At 70.9% G+C, this 16,224-nt stretch carries 15 protein-coding genes; 10 read left to right on the top strand and 5 right to left on the bottom strand.

The genetic code is table 11. The features are described 5' to 3' along the window. From AC1DDU_RS00935 to AC1DDU_RS00925, 3 genes are all read left to right on the top strand, one after another. Nucleotides 1-903 (top strand): carbohydrate ABC transporter permease, encoded by a 903-nt coding sequence (locus AC1DDU_RS00935; RefSeq protein ID WP_477430755.1) that lies wholly within the window; start codon nt 1-3, stop codon nt 901-903. Between the two features lie 41 nt (nt 904-944). Continuing rightward, nucleotides 945-2,147: a glycoside hydrolase family 1 protein gene (locus tag AC1DDU_RS00930; RefSeq protein ID WP_477430754.1), complete on the top strand. Its 1,203-nt coding sequence runs from the start codon at nt 945-947 to the stop codon at nt 2,145-2,147. Nucleotides 2,148-2,577: 430 nt separating this feature from the next. Beyond that, entirely contained in the window at nt 2,578-3,150 is a 573-nt protein-coding gene (locus AC1DDU_RS00925; RefSeq protein ID WP_477430753.1) for a hypothetical protein, read from the top strand. A gap of 3 nt (nt 3,151-3,153) precedes the next feature. Here the strand turns inward: AC1DDU_RS00925 and AC1DDU_RS00920 are convergent, their stop codons facing one another. Then, nucleotides 3,154-4,263 carry a class I SAM-dependent methyltransferase gene (locus tag AC1DDU_RS00920; protein WP_477430752.1) on the bottom strand — a complete coding sequence of 370 codons (1,110 nt, stop codon included), beginning with the start codon at nt 4,261-4,263 and terminating at the stop codon, nt 3,154-3,156. Nucleotides 4,264-4,295: 32 nt separating this feature from the next. On the opposite strand from AC1DDU_RS00920, the gene AC1DDU_RS00915 reads away from it, so the two are divergent. Then, nucleotides 4,296-4,733, top strand: a complete 438-nt coding sequence (locus AC1DDU_RS00915) for a MarR family transcriptional regulator (protein ID WP_477430751.1) — start codon at nt 4,296-4,298, stop codon at nt 4,731-4,733. A gap of 24 nt (nt 4,734-4,757) precedes the next feature. After that, nucleotides 4,758-5,222 carry a DUF3817 domain-containing protein gene (locus tag AC1DDU_RS00910; RefSeq protein WP_477430750.1) on the top strand — a complete coding sequence of 155 codons (465 nt, stop codon included), beginning with the start codon at nt 4,758-4,760 and terminating at the stop codon, nt 5,220-5,222. 51 nt (nt 5,223-5,273) lie between these two features. Here the strand turns inward: AC1DDU_RS00910 and AC1DDU_RS00905 are convergent, their stop codons facing one another. Further along, nucleotides 5,274-5,645 (bottom strand): VOC family protein, encoded by a 372-nt coding sequence (locus AC1DDU_RS00905; RefSeq protein ID WP_477430749.1) that lies wholly within the window; start codon nt 5,643-5,645, stop codon nt 5,274-5,276. Between the two features lie 182 nt (nt 5,646-5,827). Between AC1DDU_RS00905 and AC1DDU_RS00900 the strand changes: the two genes are divergently transcribed. From AC1DDU_RS00900 to AC1DDU_RS00880, 5 genes are all read left to right on the top strand, one after another. Beyond that, nucleotides 5,828-8,386 carry an ATP-dependent Clp protease ATP-binding subunit gene (locus tag AC1DDU_RS00900; protein ID WP_477430748.1) on the top strand — a complete coding sequence of 853 codons (2,559 nt, stop codon included), beginning with the start codon at nt 5,828-5,830 and terminating at the stop codon, nt 8,384-8,386. A 106-nt stretch (nt 8,387-8,492) separates the two neighbouring features. After that, on the top strand, nt 8,493-9,368 hold the full coding sequence (locus tag AC1DDU_RS00895) for an LLM class flavin-dependent oxidoreductase (RefSeq protein WP_477430747.1): 876 nt from the start codon (nt 8,493-8,495) through the stop codon (nt 9,366-9,368). Continuing rightward, nucleotides 9,365-10,129, top strand: coding sequence for an LLM class flavin-dependent oxidoreductase (locus AC1DDU_RS00890; RefSeq protein WP_477430746.1), 765 nt, complete (start codon nt 9,365-9,367; stop codon nt 10,127-10,129). Before AC1DDU_RS00895 ends, AC1DDU_RS00890 begins: the two co-directional genes overlap by 4 nt. Nucleotides 10,130-10,201: 72 nt before the next feature. Beyond that, on the top strand, nt 10,202-11,737 hold the full coding sequence (locus AC1DDU_RS00885) for an ATP-dependent DNA ligase (RefSeq protein ID WP_477430745.1): 1,536 nt from the start codon (nt 10,202-10,204) through the stop codon (nt 11,735-11,737). A gap of 147 nt (nt 11,738-11,884) precedes the next feature. Then, nucleotides 11,885-12,589 carry an NAD-dependent deacylase gene (locus AC1DDU_RS00880; protein WP_477430744.1) on the top strand — a complete coding sequence of 235 codons (705 nt, stop codon included), beginning with the start codon at nt 11,885-11,887 and terminating at the stop codon, nt 12,587-12,589. A 56-nt stretch (nt 12,590-12,645) separates the two neighbouring features. Here AC1DDU_RS00880 and AC1DDU_RS00875 read toward each other — a convergent pair whose 3' ends face one another. The 3 genes from AC1DDU_RS00875 to AC1DDU_RS00865 all read right to left on the bottom strand — a co-directional run bounded on the left by AC1DDU_RS00875 (nt 12,646) and on the right by AC1DDU_RS00865 (nt 15,931). Then, a complete protein-coding gene (locus AC1DDU_RS00875; protein WP_477430743.1) occupies nt 12,646-13,917 on the bottom strand; it encodes a sugar ABC transporter permease in 1,272 nt (423 codons plus the stop codon). Continuing rightward, a complete protein-coding gene (locus AC1DDU_RS00870) occupies nt 13,914-14,741 on the bottom strand; it encodes an ATP-binding cassette domain-containing protein (protein WP_477430742.1) in 828 nt (275 codons plus the stop codon). Before AC1DDU_RS00870 ends, AC1DDU_RS00875 begins: the two co-directional genes overlap by 4 nt. Before the next feature lie 116 nt (nt 14,742-14,857). Then, nucleotides 14,858-15,931, bottom strand: a complete 1,074-nt coding sequence (locus tag AC1DDU_RS00865) for a substrate-binding domain-containing protein (RefSeq protein WP_477430741.1) — start codon at nt 15,929-15,931, stop codon at nt 14,858-14,860. Nucleotides 15,932-16,224 lie beyond the last annotated feature (293 nt).

Below are 16,224 nucleotides of genomic sequence, written 5' to 3'. Positions count from 1 at the left end.
ATGACGATCACTAAAGAACCCGTCGCCACCGCGGCCGTGACCGAGCCGGCTGGCGAGCGGTCCCGCGCACCGCGCAAGCCCATCCGCTGGGGCAACCTCGCCGTGCTGGTCGTGCTCTCGGTCGGTCTCGCAGCCACCACGCTGCCGTTCATCTGGATGGTGCTCGGCGCCTTCAAGACGAAGGCCGAGATCATGTCGAGGCCGGTCACCTGGTGGCCGAAGGCCCCGACTCTCGAGAACTTCCAGGCGTGGCTGTTCGAGTTCGACATCGCCCGGCCGTTCTTCAACTCGGTGTTCCTCGCCGCGGTCACCGTCGCGACGACACTGCTGTTCTCGTCGATGGTCGGCTGGGCGCTGGCGAAGATGAAGTTCCCCGGCAAGAACGTGATCATCGTCGTCGTGCTCGCGACGATGTTCGTACCGGGCATCGTGACCCTGATCCCGCAGTTCGTGCTCGTCGCGAACCTGGGGATGGTCAACACCTACTGGGGTCTGATCCTGCCTGGCATGGTGGGGGCCTTCGGGGTGTTCCTGATGCGCCAGTTCATGCTCGAGATCCCCGACTCGCTGCTGGATGCCGCGCGCATCGACGGTGCAGGAGAGTTCCGCACCTTCTTCCAGATCGTGCTGCCGCTGTGCAAGGCGCCGCTGGCGACGCTCGCGATCTTCACGTTCATGGGCTCGTGGAACAGCTTCCTGTGGCCGCTGATCATCTCGCAGGACGACTCGATGTACACCCTGCCGGTGTCGCTCGCGCTGTTCTCGTCGGACTCGGGGGGCCATGGGGCTGACTACGGGCTGCAGATGGCCGGGTCGTTCCTCATCGTCGTCCCGGTGCTCATCCTGTTCATCGCCATGCAGCGCCACTTCATCCAGGGGATCGCGATGACGGGCATCAAGTGAGCCCCGTCGAAACTTCACCCACAAGAAAGGAATCAGCATTCATGAGCAGCGCCACTGCCGCACCCAAGGGGTTCATCTGGGGAGCGGCCACCGCCGGTCACCAGATCGAGGGCGGCAACGTCAACACCGGGCACTGGGAGAACGAGTACGCGCCGGGCACCACCATCCCGGAGCCGTCGGGCGACGCGTGCGACTCGTACCACCGCTATCCCGAGGACATCGCCCTGCTGGCGGATGCCGGACTCACCGCGTACCGCTTCTCACTGGAGTGGTCGCGGATCGAACCGGAGGAGGGCGTGGTCTCGCGCGCGCAGCTCGCGCACTACCGGCGCATGATCGACACGTGCCGTGATCACGGAGTCGAGCCGATCGTCACGCTGCACCACTTCACCTTCCCGCGGTGGTGGGACCACTCCGGCGGCTGGTACGCCGAGCAGAGCACCGATCGGTTCCGACGGTTCACCGAGATCGCGACGACGATCCTCGACGACGTCGAGACGGTCATCACGATCAACGAGCCGAACATGATGGTCAACCAGACCGAGGCGCGGATCGACACCGAGAACGGCGTGAACTTCCCCGGCCCGTCGCCGTTCGTCGCCCAGGCGATCGCCGACGCGCATCACGCCTCGACCGAGGTGCTGCGCGGGGCCGGCGGCATCCGCTCGGGCTGGACGGTGGCGAACCAGGTCTTCCAGGCCGTCCCCGGGTGGGAGAAGCAGCGCGACGAGTGGCAGTACTGGCGTGAGGACTTCTTCCTCGAGCAGTCGCGGGGCGACGACTTCATCGGCGTGCAGTCCTACCTGCGGACCATCATCGGCCCGACGGAGGACGAGCTGGGGTATGGACCGCAGCCGTGGCCCGAGGGCACGGAGCGCACGCTCACCGGGTGGGAGTACTACCCCGAGGCGCTCGGCCACGCGCTCCGCCACACCCGCGAGGTCACCGGCGGCATCCCGATGATCGTCACCGAGAACGGCATGGCCACGTCGGACGACGCCCAGCGCATCGACTACACGACGGGCGCGCTGGCGGGAATGGCCGCGGCGATGGCCGACGGCTGCGACGTGCGCGGCTACCTGCACTGGTCGCTGCTCGACAACTACGAGTGGGGATCGTTCCGGCCCACCTTCGGGCTGATCGCCGTGGATCGCGAGACCTTCGTCCGCACCCCCAAGCCGAGTCTCGGCTGGCTGGGCGACCTCGCGCGACGCAACGAGATCCCCGTCACGCCGACGGTCTGAGCACGATGGAGATGACGGATGCCGGGGCCCCGGCATCCGTCATCTCGCGGGTCGCGGTCACCCACGCGCGCGAGGAGTCGCTCGATCCGCGTAATAGATGCGGGTCGTCCGTGTCTCTTGAGTGGGGGAGAACCGGAGCCCCGGTCCGGTGACCCCAGCCGTGAGCCCCGAGCCCGCGGCTACCGGGGGTGTCGGCATATCGCGTCGGCGCCCCCGGTCACGCGGAATCCGCGCACGGGCTGGCGCAGGAGCCGCTCGTACACCGGCGACCGAGGGCATCTCACCACGGCATGCGTGGACAGGCGGGCGCTGCGTTCCTACAGTGGTCTCAGCGGCGCAGGGCTCTGGGGGCTCCGCGCTTTTCGCACGCGGTGAGAGGGGGGCTGCCGTGGAGAACCCCGCGAGCGGTGACAGAGTCGCTGCGTCACCGGTGACGCGCGGAACGCTGATGTGGTTCGGCCTGGGGGTCGTGCTGTTGTCGTTCTTCGCGGCGTTCCTCGGGTCCTGGCTGGCGAGATCGGTCGAGACGGCGCCGCCGGCGCCCACCACGTCCGCCACGGCGTCGCCGGACTACGAGGAGATGCTCGCCGAGATCCTGCCGGCGGGTTCCGCGGTGCGGGCGGGCTCGGGCGCGCCCGAGTCGGGCAACGGCTATGAGGGCGACGTCTACATCGACATCGTCAGCGCCGACGTCTACCTGTTCCAGGAGGATTGGACCTGGGTCGGCAATCTCCGCGCCGCCGCCGCCGAGAACCTCACGGGCGAGCAGGGACCCCAGGGCGAGCAGGGCCCCGCCGGGCCGCAGGGAGCGGCCGGCGAGCCCGGTGCCGCCGGCACCCAGGTGACGCTCGGGACGAGCGCCCCCGACGACGCCACCTGCACGGCCGACGGCGACGTCTACGTCGACGCGCAGGCCGTGCGGTTCTACGAGTGCACGGAAGGCGCATGGCGGCTGTTCGGCCCGACCCCGACGCCGACGCCCGAACCCGAGCAGACGCAGTAGTCCTCAGCGTCGCGTCGACGCGGTCACGGTGAACTTGGCGTTGCGCGCGATCTGCCGGGTCGGCCCGATCACGCGCTCCAGGGCGGGGCGGTACCGCAGGCCCGAGTTCCACACCGCCCACAGCTCACCGCCGGGCCGGAGCACCCGGGCGGCCTCCGCGAACATCCGGGGTGCGATCCCCTCGTGCACCGCCGCCCCCGAATGGAACGGCGGGTTGAGGGCGATGAACGAGGCGCTGCCGTCGGCGCGCGACCGCAGCATGTCGTCGCGCACGACCTCGACGCGGTCCGAGACGCCGTTGGCCTGCGCGGTGGCGATCGCCGACGCCACGGCCGCCGCGGACTGATCGCACGCCAGCACGCTAAGGGACGGATTCCGCAGCGCGAGCGTCGCCGCGATCACGCCGGTGCCGCAGGCGAGGTCGATCGTGGCATCCTCGCCCGGCGCGACCGGCGGGAGGTGCTCCAGAAGGAATCGCGTGCCGATGTCGATCGATGTACCGGCGAACGCGCCGCCGAACGCGCACACCACCAGGCCGTCGTGCACCTGGCGGCTCGGCACCGGATCGCGGCCGTCGTGCGGCGCGCGGGCGACGAGCACGCGCGACTTCTGACGGGCATGGCTGACGTCGATCCGGGCGAAGCGCTCGGCCAGCACGTCGTTCATCGCGAGGCTCATGTGCTTGAGGCGGCCGCCCGCGAACACGACCACGTCGGGTGCCGCGTGCGCGGCGACGAGTCCCGCGATATCGCGAAGCGCCTCGAGCGATCGCGGCAGACGCAGCAGCACGACGCGCGCATCGCGGACCAGATCGACCGACAGCGGCATCGAGGCGAACGTGCCGTCGAGGCCGGTGCGTGCGGCGTTGGCCGCCAGCGCCCGTTCACCGGTGAGGGGGTCCTGATGGACCCGGATGCCGCGGGCTCCCGCCGCCGCCGAGCCCAGGGTGAGCGCGCCGTAGCCGTCGCCGATGACCACCAGCGCGCCCTCGTCGACGCCGGCGCGGACGGCGGCCGATTCATCGAGGAGCAGCCGGTCGGCGGCATCGGCCGCCACGAGATCCGGTGCCTCGACATCGGGCCAGCGGCGCAGGCCGTCGAGCGAGAACGTCACCGTCCCACGGTAGCGGGGCTACCATGAAGCGCGTGTCGGAGCGTGCTTTCAGTCCTGTGATCTCGCTGCTGACCGTCGCCAGCGTGTGGGACGCCCACCTCGGCGCGCAGTTGCGCGACTTCCGTCTCACCACCCGCAAGTACGGCCTGCTCGCCCACATCGACGCGACGCCCGGCATCTCGTTCAGCGAACTGGCCCGCCGTTCCCAGATCACCGTGCAGTCGGCGCACTCGGCGGTGCAGACGCTCGTGGCCGACGGGCTGGTCGCCGACGCGACGGCTCACGCGGGCGCGGCATCCGACCTGCGGGTCACCGAGCACGGCACGGAGGTGCTGCGTGAGGTCGAGCGGCGGCTCGCGGCGCTCGACGCCGCGCTGTCGGCCGGCGCACCCCACCTGGCGGCCGCGCTGGAGGGGCTGCACGAGGAGCCCATCGGGATCGAGCGTGCAGGGAGCGTTCAGAAAGGCTGAACCACTTTCAGTTAGGCTGAAGGTGTGTTCCGAACCCCCCACACTCTCTTCCGCGCGCTCGCGATCGCCGAGGTCGTCTCGTGGACGCTGCTCATCACCGGTCTCATCCTCCGTGCCACCACCGGGTGGGCCCTCGGTGTCAGCATCGGCGGCGGCATCCACGGCTTCATCTTCCTGTCGTACGGCGCGACCGTGATCCTCGTCGCCCTGAACAACCGCTGGCGCGTCGGTCCGACGGTGGCGGCCCTCATCAGCGCCGTGATCCCGTATGCGACCATTCCCGCGGAGATCTGGCTGCAGCGCTCCGGCCGGCTGGCCGGCGCATGGCGGCTCGAGCAGACCGATGACCCGCGCGACGCCGCCTGGTACGACCGGCTGATGCGGTGGTTCCTGCGCCGGCCCTGGGTGCTCGGCGCGCTCATCGCGCTCGCCGTGGTCGCCCTGTTCGCGATCCTTCTGATCATCGGCCCGCCGGGAGGGCGTGACTGATCTGTTGTCGCACGACGGGCGCCGGAGTCATCTCCGGCGCCCGTCGTCGTCTCAGTCGCGTGGGGGCAGCTGCTGCAGCGTCCAGGTGTTGCCGTCCGGATCGTCGAACGACACGAACCGGCCCCAGGCCTGCTCGTCGACGCCCTGCGCCTCGACGCCGAGATCGCGCAGGTGGGCGAGGGCCTCGTCGGCGTCGGGAACGACGACCTGGATCGTGTTCTGGCGCCCCGGCTCGAGGTCGTTGCCCAGGCCCGTGCCGAAGGCGATCGAGCACGCCGAGCCCGGCGGGGTCATCTGCACGAACCGGAGGCCGTCGAACGGGACCTGGTCGTGGTCGGCGTGGAATCCAATGCGCTCGTAGAACTCCTTCGACCGGTCGACGTCGGTGACCGGCACGTAGATGAGCTCGATCTTCCAGTCCATGATTCTCCCTCTCATCTGCCTCTTCCTCGGTCCTCACGCTACGCCGGGGAGCCGACATCCGTGCGGTGAGCAGTCGGGTGCCGATTCGGGGAATACACCGCGACTCCTGGAGTTGAACTTGACATCGGTTGTATCAAGTTCAAAACTTGACACCTGTTCGCTCAAGTTTCAGGAGAGATGGAATGCCCGAAGACTTCACCCCACAGGCCGGCGACGAGGGAAGCTCGTTCGACGACTTCCTGGCGCGCTACCTCGCGGGGGAGCGCGCCCGCGCCGAGCGCTCGATCGACCTCAGCCGCTACCTGGGCGCTCGCACACAGGAGCTGCTGCAGCGCGCCGGCAAGTACGCGCTCGACCGCGGCCAGCAGGAGCTGGACGCGCTGCACGTGCTGCGCATCCTCGTCGGCGAGGCACCCGCGCGCGACGCCGTCCGCCGGATCGGCGCCGACGCCGACGCCATCGTGCGCGCGACCGAGGAGCGGCTTCCCCCGGCCTCCGCTGCCGCCGACGTCGACGGCGCCGTGGTGACGTCGTCCGTGCAGCGCGCGCTGTTCCACGCGTTCCAGGTGGCGCGGTCGTCGGGCTCGACGTACGTCGACCCCGAGCACCTGTTCTTCGCGCTCGTGCTCGCGCAGGACACTCCCGCCGGCCAGGTGCTGGCGCGCGCCGGCGTGACGGCCGAGGCGCTCACCCAGGGCGCCCGCGAGACGGTCACGCCGGGCGAGACCGTCTCGAACGAGGCGGCGACGGATGCCGCGGCATCCGTCACCCCCATGCTCGACGCCTACGGCACCGACCTCACCGCCCGCGCGGTCGACGGAGACCTCGACCCGGTGATCGGGCGCGCCGACGAGATCGAGCAGACGATCGAGATCCTGAGCCGGCGCACCAAGAACAATCCGGTGCTCGTCGGCGAGGCCGGCGTCGGCAAGACCGCGATCGTCGAGGGACTGGCGCAGGCGATCGTCGCGGGCGACGTTCCCGAGCAGCTGCTGGGCAAGCGCGTGATCGCGCTCGACCTGCCGGCGATGCTGGCGGGCACGCGCTATCGCGGCGACTTCGAAGAGCGCCTCACCAAGACGATGGACGAGATCTCGTCGCTCAAGGGCGAGCTGATCGTGTTCATCGACGAGGTCCACACGGTGGTGGGGGCCGGCGGCGCCGGCGACGGCGGCATGGACGCCGGCAACATCCTCAAGCCCCGCCTCGCGCGCGGGGAGCTGCACCTGGTGGGCGCGACGACCCTCAAGGAGTACCGCGTCATCGAGAAGGACCCCGCTCTCGAGCGCCGCTTCCAGCCGGTGCGCGTGGGCGAGCCCTCCATCGAGGACGCCGTGCTGATCCTGCGCGGACTCAAGCCCGCCTACGAGGAGCACCACGGCATCGTCTACACCGACGAGGCGCTGCGTGCCGCCGTCGAGCTGAGCGACCGCTACCTGACCGAGCGGGTGCTGCCCGACAAGGCGATCGACCTCATCGACCAGGCGGGTGCACGGCTGCGGCTGCGCCTGGGCGCCAAGGTCGACGTCAGCGCACTCGTCGAGCGCCTGGCGACGCTCGAGGCCGACAAGAACGCCGCGGTGTCGGCGGAGCACTACGAGGAGGCGTCGCAGATCCGCGATCAGATCGCCGACGTGCAGGAGCGCCTCGAGCGCGCCACCGCTGCGGGCGCCGCCGTACGCACCGACGCGATCGTCGACGAGCCGGAGATCGCCGCGGTGATCAGCCGGGCCACCGGCATCCCGGTGAACCGCCTGACCGAGACCGAGCGCGAGCGCCTCGCCTCCCTCGAGGAGGAGCTGCACGATCGCGTGATCGGGCAGGACGACGCGGTCATCGCCGTGGCCAAGGCGGTGCGCCGCAACCGCACCGGCATGGGCGATGCACGTCGGCCGGTGGGCTCGTTCCTCTTCCTCGGACCTACCGGTGTCGGCAAGACCGAGCTGGCCAAGGCGCTGGCCGCCTCGCTGTTCGACGATGAGGGCGCGGTCATCCGCTTCGACATGAGCGAGTTCGGCGAGCGGCACACCGTCTCGCGCCTGGTCGGCGCCCCTCCGGGATACGTCGGGTACGACGAGGCGGGGCAGCTCACCGAGCGCGTGCGGCGCAACCCGTACTCGATCGTGCTGTTCGACGAGATCGAGAAGGCGCACCCCGACGTGTTCAACCTGCTGCTGCAGGTGCTCGACGACGGCCGCCTCACCGACGGGCAGGGGCGCACGGTCGACTTCCGCAACACTGTCGTCGTGATGACGTCGAACCTCGGTTCGGAGTTCCTCGCGTCGCGCGGCGGTGCCATCGGCTTCCTCGCCGACGGAGGCGGCTCGACCGGGTTCGGCTCGGAGAAGGACCTGCGCGACCGCGTCTTCGGCAAGCTCCGCGAGGCGATGCGTCCCGAGTTCCTCAACCGCATCGACGAGATCGTGCTGTTCCGCAAGCTCGAGAAGCCGCAGCTGCAGAGCATCGTGCGTCTGCTGCTGGGGGCCTCCGACACGCGCCTGGCCAAGCGCGAGGTGTCGCTCGTGGTCACCGACGACGCCGTCGCATGGCTCGCCGACCACGGGTACGAGCCCGAGTACGGCGCGCGGCCGCTGCGCCGGCTGATCCAGCGCGAGGTCGACGACCGCATCGCCGACCTGTTCGTCACCGGTGCGCTCGTGGACGGCGGGACGGTGACTGTGGATGCCGCGGACGACGCGCTCTCCGTGCTCGCACGCGCGCCGTTCGTCTCGGCCGCCTGATCCGGCCGATCGGGCAGGGGCGCCGGGCCTTCGGGCCCGGCGCCCCTGCGCATGCCGGGCGGCATCCGTCGTCGCGCGTGTCGGCGCGTCCTGCCAGAGTGGGGGCATGAGCCGCATCGGAGCGATCTTCAATCCGTACACGCACACGCCCGACGAGTTCCGCGACGCCGTGCTGGCCACCGAGTCGGCGGGCCTGCCGGAGCTGTGGATCTGGGAGGACTGCTTCCGGCAGTCGGCCTTCGCGAGCGCGGGCGCGGCTCTGGCATGGACCGAGGCGTTGCGCATCGGCATCGGCATCGCGCCGATGCCCCTGCGCAACGTGGCGGCCGCGGCGATGGAGATCGCCACCCTCGAGCGGCTCTTCCCCGGCAGGCTCCTGCCCGGCGTCGGTCACGGGGTCCTCGACTGGATGGGGCAGGCCGGTGCGCGGGTCGCGTCGCCCCTGACCCTCATGCGCGAGTACGTCCCCGCGCTGCGTGGACTGCTCGCGGGCTCCGAGGTGCAGGTCGACGGCCGGTACGTCACGCTGACCGGCGTGCGGCTGGACTACCCGCCGGTGACGCCGCCGTTCGTGTACGCCGCGGCCGAGGGGCCGAAGACGCTGCGCCTGAGCGGTGAGGTGGCCGACGGCACAGTGCTCGACAGCGGGCACACCCCCGCCGAGTACGCCGCGGCCACCGCGGCCGTCCGCGACGGGCGCACCGCCGCGGGCCGTGGCGGCGGCCATGACGTGGTCGCCTATGTCGTCACGGCCTTCGGAGCGGATGCCGAGGCCCGCGCCCTCGCCGACGTCGGCGACAAGCCCGATCCGGCGGAGCGTGCGCTGTGGGGAGACCCGGCACAGGTCGCCGCCGGCGCGCAGCGCTTCTTCGACGCGGGTGTCGACGACGTGGTGCTGCTGCCCTCCTCCCGCGGCGAGATCGCCGAGTTCTACCGCGCAGCGGGCGAGGTCGCCCGCCTGGTGCGCGCGAGCGCGGCATGACCGGGACCGTCTCGATCGGCATCGCCGCCGCAGCCGGAAACGAGCTCGCGGTGCGCATCGCCCCCCAGATCGAAGCGGCACGCCTGCGCGGCCTCTGGGTGAACGACACACCCGGGCACGACGCGCTCGCCGTACTCGGTGCCGTCGCGGCCGTGACGGAGCAGCTCGTGCTCGCGACGGGCGTGCTGCCGGTCGACCGCCGTGCGCCGGGCGAGATCGCGCAGGCGGCTTCCGCGCTGCCCGCCGGGCGTCTGGTGCTGGGCATCGGGTCGGGGCAGGTGCGCACCGGGGCGGTGCAGCGCGTGACGGATGCCGCCACAGCGCTGCGCGCACGCACCGGCGCGCGCATCGTGGTCGGGGCGCTCGGGCCGCGCATGCGGCGCGCGGGCGCCGCGGTGTCCGACGGGCTCCTGCTCAGCTGGCTCACCCCCGACGCGGCCGCCACGCAGGCGGCCCAGGCCCGCGACGTCGACCCGACGACGCATGTCGCGCTGTACGTGCGCACCGCGGCCGATCCGGCCGCGGTCGCCGCGCTCGAGGACGAGACCGCGCGTTACGCGGGCTACCCCGCCTACGCGGCGAACTTCGCGCGGTTGCGTCTCGACCCCGCCGCCACCGTGCTCCGGCCCGCGGAGCTGGGCGATCGGATCGCGGCGTACCGCGCCGCCGTCGACCAGGTGGTGCTGCGCCTCATCACGCCTTCCGGCAGCACAGACGATCACCTGCGCGCCATCGACACCGTGGCGGCAGCCGTCGCGTGACGCGCGCGGGCTGAGTCGAGGCGTACGCCGCGGTCCGGCCCGCGTGTCGGGGCCGGGTGCGAGAATGCGGGCATGCTGCTGCAGGAGCTCGTGACGGCGACGGATGCCGTGGCCGCGACGTCGTCGCGACTGGCGAAGGTCGCTGCGCTCGCCGACGCGCTGCGCCTTCTCGACCCCGACGAGATCGTCCCGGCGATCGGGTTCCTCACCGCGAACCCGCGCCAGGGCCGGCTCGGCGTGGGGTGGCGGAGCCTGTCGATTCTGCAGGTCGCACATGCGTCCGACGCCACCCTGACCATCGGCGCGGTCGACGAGTCCCTCGATCGCCTCGCGGGGGCAGACGGCCCGGGATCGGTTGCCGTCCGCGGGGCCGCGCTCGACGCCCTGGCCGGCGCCGCGACGGCCGAGGAGTGGGACTTCCTGGCGCGCGTGATGCTCGGCGAGCTGCGCACCGGCGCGCTCGAGGGCGTGCTGCTGGATGCCGTCGCCAAGGCGTCCGACCGCGATCCCGCGACCGTGCGGCGGGCGGCGATGCTGTCGGGCGATCTCGGCGCGACGGCGCTGATCGCACTGACGGGTGGTGCCGACGAGCTGGCCTCCGTCGGACTGGAGATGGGCCGCGGGGTGCTGCCGATGCTCGCGGCGACGGCGGCGTCGACGACCGAGGCGCTGGCGACACTCGGGGGAGCGGCATCCGTCGAGTACAAGCTCGACGGCGCACGCATCCAGGTGCACCGCGACGGCGACGACGTGCGCGTGTTCACGCGCAGCCTCGCAGACATCACCCACCGCGTGCCGGAACTCGTCGCGGCGGTGCGCGCCCTCCCCGCCGAGCGCGTGATCCTCGACGGCGAGACGCTGTCGCTCGATGAGGACGGCGGGCCACGTCCCTTCCAGGACACCATGGCGCGCTTCGGGTCGCTGGGCGCCGACGACGCGGCCGTCACGGTGCTGCGGCCGTGGTTCTTCGACATCCTCCACCTCGACGGCCGCGACCTCATCGACGAGCCGCTGGCGACGCGCCTCGAGCTGCTGGAGCAGGCCGTCGGCGACGCCCGCATGCCCGGCATCGTCACCGACGACCCGGCGCGCGCCGAGGAGTTCTCGCGCCAGGCCCTGGCCGCCGGGCACGAAGGCGTCATGGTGAAGGGTCTCGAGGCCCCGTACGCCGCGGGCCGACGCGGCAAGAGCTGGCTTAAGGTCAAGCCGGTGCTCACCTACGACCTGGTGGTGCTCGCCGTCGAGTGGGGGTCGGGCCGGCGCACCGGCCAGCTCTCGAACCTGCACCTGGGCGCCCGCGATCCCGAGGGTGCATTCGGCGAGCCTGGTGGCTTCGTCATGGTGGGAAAGACGTTCAAGGGCCTCACCGATGCGACCCTGCGCTGGCAGACCGAGCACTTCCCGACGATCGAGACGCACCGGTCCGCGTACGCGGTGCACGTGCGACCGGTCACGGTGGTCGAGATCGCGATCGACGGCGTGCAGCGCTCGTCCCGCTACCCCGGCGGCGTCGCGCTGCGCTTCGCCCGGGTGAAGGGGTACCGCCCCGACAAGCGCGCCGACGAGGCCGACACCATCGGCACGCTGCGCACGCTGCTGCGCGGATGAGGGATGCCGCCGGTGCGCCGCATGCGCGACCCGGAGAACTACGACATGCGCCGGGACTGGGGCATCGTCCGCGACACCCTCGCCGCGATCTCACCCGTGCGCACGCCCGTGTCATCGGAGTGACCCGCCCCGGGGCACAATGACCTCATGCGGATCGTCGTGCTGACCGGCGCCGGCATCTCTGCAGAGAGCGGCGTGCCCACCTTCCGCGGTCCGGACGGGCTGTGGGAGGGGCACCGCATCGAGGACGTCGCGACGCCCGAAGGATACGCGCGCGACCCCGACACCGTGCTGGCGTTCTACGACGCCCGGCGGCGGGCTGCGGCATCTGTCGAACCCAACGCCGCCCACCGCGCCCTCGCGCGACTCGAGGGTGCGATCGGCGACGACCTGCTCGTCGTGACGCAGAACGTCGACGACCTGCACGAGCGCGCCGGCAGCCGCCACCTGGTGCACATGCACGGCGAACTGCGGCGCGCTCTGTGCCTGGCGTGCGGGGCGCGCCCCGCATGGGACGCCGACCTGATCGACCGGCCCGCGTGCCCGGAATGCGGACAGCGGATGCTGCGCCCCGACGTGGTCTGGTTCGGCGAACTGCCCTACGAGCTCGACCGCATCGAGCAGGCCGTCGTCGCCTGCGACGTGTTCGTGTCGATCGGCACGTCCGGCGCCGTCTACCCGGCTGCCGGATACGTCGCGCTCGCGGCAGGCTTCGGTGCGCGCACCGTCGAACTCAACCTCGAACCCAGCGACGCGGACGTGCCCTTCGACGACGCACGATCCGGGCCGGCGAGCGTACTCGTGCCGGCGTGGGTCGACGAGGTGCTCGCCCAGCACGGGATCCGCCCCTGACGCGTGCGAGAGCGCCGGGTGGACAGCTCCACACCCGGCGCTCTCGGCCTCGAACGCTAGATCCGTACGCCGCCGGAGCGCACCCTCGAGAGGGCGTCGACGGTCGCGGCGAGGATCAGCACGCCGCCGGTGACGAGCAGGTTGATGCCCGCGGGCAGGTTCAGCAGACCCAGTCCGTTGGTGATCACCGCGATCACGAGCGCACCGATCGCGGCGTGCATGAGCCGCCCGCGCCCGCCGAACAGGCTGACGCCGCCGACGACGGCCGCCGCGACGCCCGACAGCACGATGTCGCGACCGACCGTGGCGTCGACGGAGCCGACGCGCGAGACGCTCAGCAGCGCCGAGAACACCGCGAGGCTCGAGCAGATCACGAACGCCCACCACTTGATCCAGCGGACCTTCACACCCGACCGGCGTGCGGCCTCGGCGTTGCCGCCGATCGCGTAGATGTAGCGGCCGAACTTGGTGCGGTCCAGCAGGAACGTCCCGATCCACAGGATCACGAGCACGACGGGCACCACGATCGGCACGCCCGCGACCTCGATGACCGACTGGCCGCGGTTCTGGTTCAGCACGTACACGAACACCCCGCCGATGACGGCGATCACGGCGAGCTTGATCCACACCAGGGACAGCGCCCGGTTCGGGACGCCCGCGCGGCGGCGCCGGGCGCGATCCCAGAACGAGGTCGCGGCCGAGATCGCGAGCATGATGACGAGCATCGCCCAGCCGCCCCATATCGGCAGGTTGCCGTTCTGGAGCGCGATGAGCTCGGGTACCTCGACGCGGAATAGACCGCCCGGTCCGATGATGACCAGGGCCAGGCCCTGGTACCCGAGGAACAGACCCAACGTCACGACGAACGACGGGATTCCGACCCTCGCCACGAAGAAGCCGATCAGGGCGCCGGTGAGGAACCCGAACCCGAAGCCGATGATGAGCGCCAACGGCCACGGCACGTTGAACTGCGAGTTGAGCACGACGAACAGCGCCATGCCGACGCCGCCGGTGACGCCCGCCGACAGGTCGATCTCGCCCAGCAGCAGCACGAACACGAGCGCCATGCCGAGCACCACGAGGGTCGCCGCCTGGTTGAGGAGGTTCGCGAAGTTGCGCTCGGTGAGGAAGAACGGGCTCAGGACGGAGAACAGGATGCCGAGCACCACGAGTCCGCCGATGGCGGGGAGTGCTCCCATGTCGCCGCCGCGGACACGCTGCCACCACGCCTGGATCTGGTCGCCGAGCCCGCCTTCGACGCCACTGCCGATGAGGTCGCTGGCGACGGGGTCGGGTGCGGCCTCGGTGCGAGTCGCGTTGCTGCTCATTGCCCGTCTCCTTCGGTGCGGATGGTGGAGGTGTCGATGATCGAGACGCCGGCGGGGGCCTTGGTGCCGGTGATGTAGCCCACCACGTCGTCACGGGTCGTCTCGGCCGTGGGGATCTGCGCGACCATCTGGCCGAGGTAGAGCACCGCGATGTCGTCGGCGACCTCGAACACGTCGGCGAGGTTGTGGCTGATGAGGATCACAGCGACGCCCTGCTCCGACAGGCGCTTGACGAGGTTGAGCACCTGCTCGGTCTGCGCGACGCCGAGCGCGGCGGTGGGCTCGTCGAGGATGACGACGCGCGCCTTCTTCAGCACGGCGCGGGCGATCGCGACGGTCTGCCGCTGGCCGCCGGAGAGGCTCGACACCTTCTGGCGCACGGACTTCACGGTGCGCACCGACAGCGAGCGCAGCGTGTCAGACGCCTCTTTCTCCATGAGGCCCTCGTCGAAGGTGCCGAACGAGAGTTCCTCGCGGCCGAGGAACATGTTCTGCACGATGTCGAGGTTGTCGCACAGGGCGAGGTCCTGGTAGACGACCTCGATGCCGAGGCCCGATGCGTCCCGAGGGGCGTGGAGGTCGCGGTGCTCGCCGTCGATGAGGACTTCGCCCTCGTCGTACGGCTGGACGCCCGCCAGGCCCTTGATGAGCGTGGACTTGCCGGCGCCGTTGTCGCCCACCAGGGCGGTGACCTTGCCGGGATGGACCTTGAGGTCGACGCCCTTGAGGACGCTGACCGGCCCGAAGGACTTCTTGACGCCGACCAGCTGGATGATCGGGTCCGCGCCGACGGTGGCGGCGGGAGTGGTGATGGTCTCTGACATGCTCGCTTCCTTGCGTGCGTCGCTCCGGGCCGGTGGGCCCGTGTTCGTCGCGGTTCAGGGCACCACGGGGGCGCCGCGTCTGGTCGGACGCGACGCCCCCGTGGCGTGGACGGACGTTACTTGGTCACGCCGTACTGCTCGCACGCGGCGAGCACCTCGGGCGTGCAGACGTCGTCGTAAGCGGCGTCACCGGCGGCGACGACCTCCTTGACCTTGTCGGGGCCGACCAGCTGCGGCGTCACCTGGACGTACGGGGTGCCGTCGTCGAGCTTGGCCTGCGCCTTGACGTCCTTGCCCTGCAGCAGGGCGACGGCCGTCGCGACCGCGGCGGTCGCCTCGTCCTTGACCGGCTTGTAGACCGTGGCGGTCTGCCAGCCGAGCAGGATGTTCTGCAGGCCCGCGACGTTCGCGTCCTGACCCGACACGGCCACGCCGGTCAGGTTGTTGTCCTGCAGGACCTTGATGACGCCGGCAGCGTTCGTGTCGTTCGCGACCCACACGCCGTCGACCTTGCCGCCGAGCGAGGTGAGCGCCTGCTCGAAGTTGGTCTGCGACTTGGCCTGGTCCCACACCCCGGGAGGCTCGGCGGCCGCCTTGATGCCGGCAGCCTCCATCACCTCGACGGCGCCGTCGTGGAACATCGCCGCGTTGCCGTCGGTCGGGTCGCCGCCCATGTACACGACGACCGCAGACGCCGGGTCCTTGCCGGCGGCCTGGAGACCGTCGAGGACCGTCTGGCCCTCGAGGCGACCGACCTCGGTGTTGTCGAACGACACGTAGTAGTCGGCGCCGGTGAAGGGACGATCGTAGGCGATGACCGGGATGCCCTGGTCCTTGGCCTTCTTCGCGACGGCCTCGGCCGCGCCCTGGTAGTCGACGAGCAGCATGACGCCGCAGCCCTTGGTGAGCTGCTGGTCCGCCAGCGTCGAGTACTTGTTGGTGTCACCCTGGGCGTTCTGGATGTCGGCCGTGAATCCTGCGGCCTCAAGGCCCTCCTGGAGGTACTTGCGGTCGAAGTTCTCCCAGCGCGGCGACGACGCGGCGTCGGGGAGGATCACGCACGCGCGGTTGGCGGCGTCGCCGCCGGCCTCGGTGCTGCCTCCGTTGTTGCTTCCGCCGGCACAGCCGGCAAGCATCACCGCGGCAGCACCCGTGAGGGCCGCCACGGCGAGGAGTGAAGACTTCTTCATCGTTCGCCTTTCGTCATTGAACGGAGCGAGACCCAGGACCGTTCCTGGAACACATCGCGTTGAAGCGATCATGACCAGGAACGATTCTTGGCGTCAAGTCTTGAACGTAACGCTTTGGCAACGCGCTGAGAAGTTCGTCGTAGATGCCGCCACCGGCATGCGCGACGGCGCGCTGGCTGCGCATAATGCGTCTAAAACGCGTAGGATGCGGGCATTGTGCCCGGCCCGTCGTCACGGTCGTCGCGGGGGTCCGCGAGGACCGTTCGTCAAGTGAAGGCAGTCCCGGGCGTCGG

Source organism: Microbacterium sp. 05T445, assembly GCF_056395865.1.
This window is presented reverse-complemented; position numbering and strand designations above follow the sequence as displayed.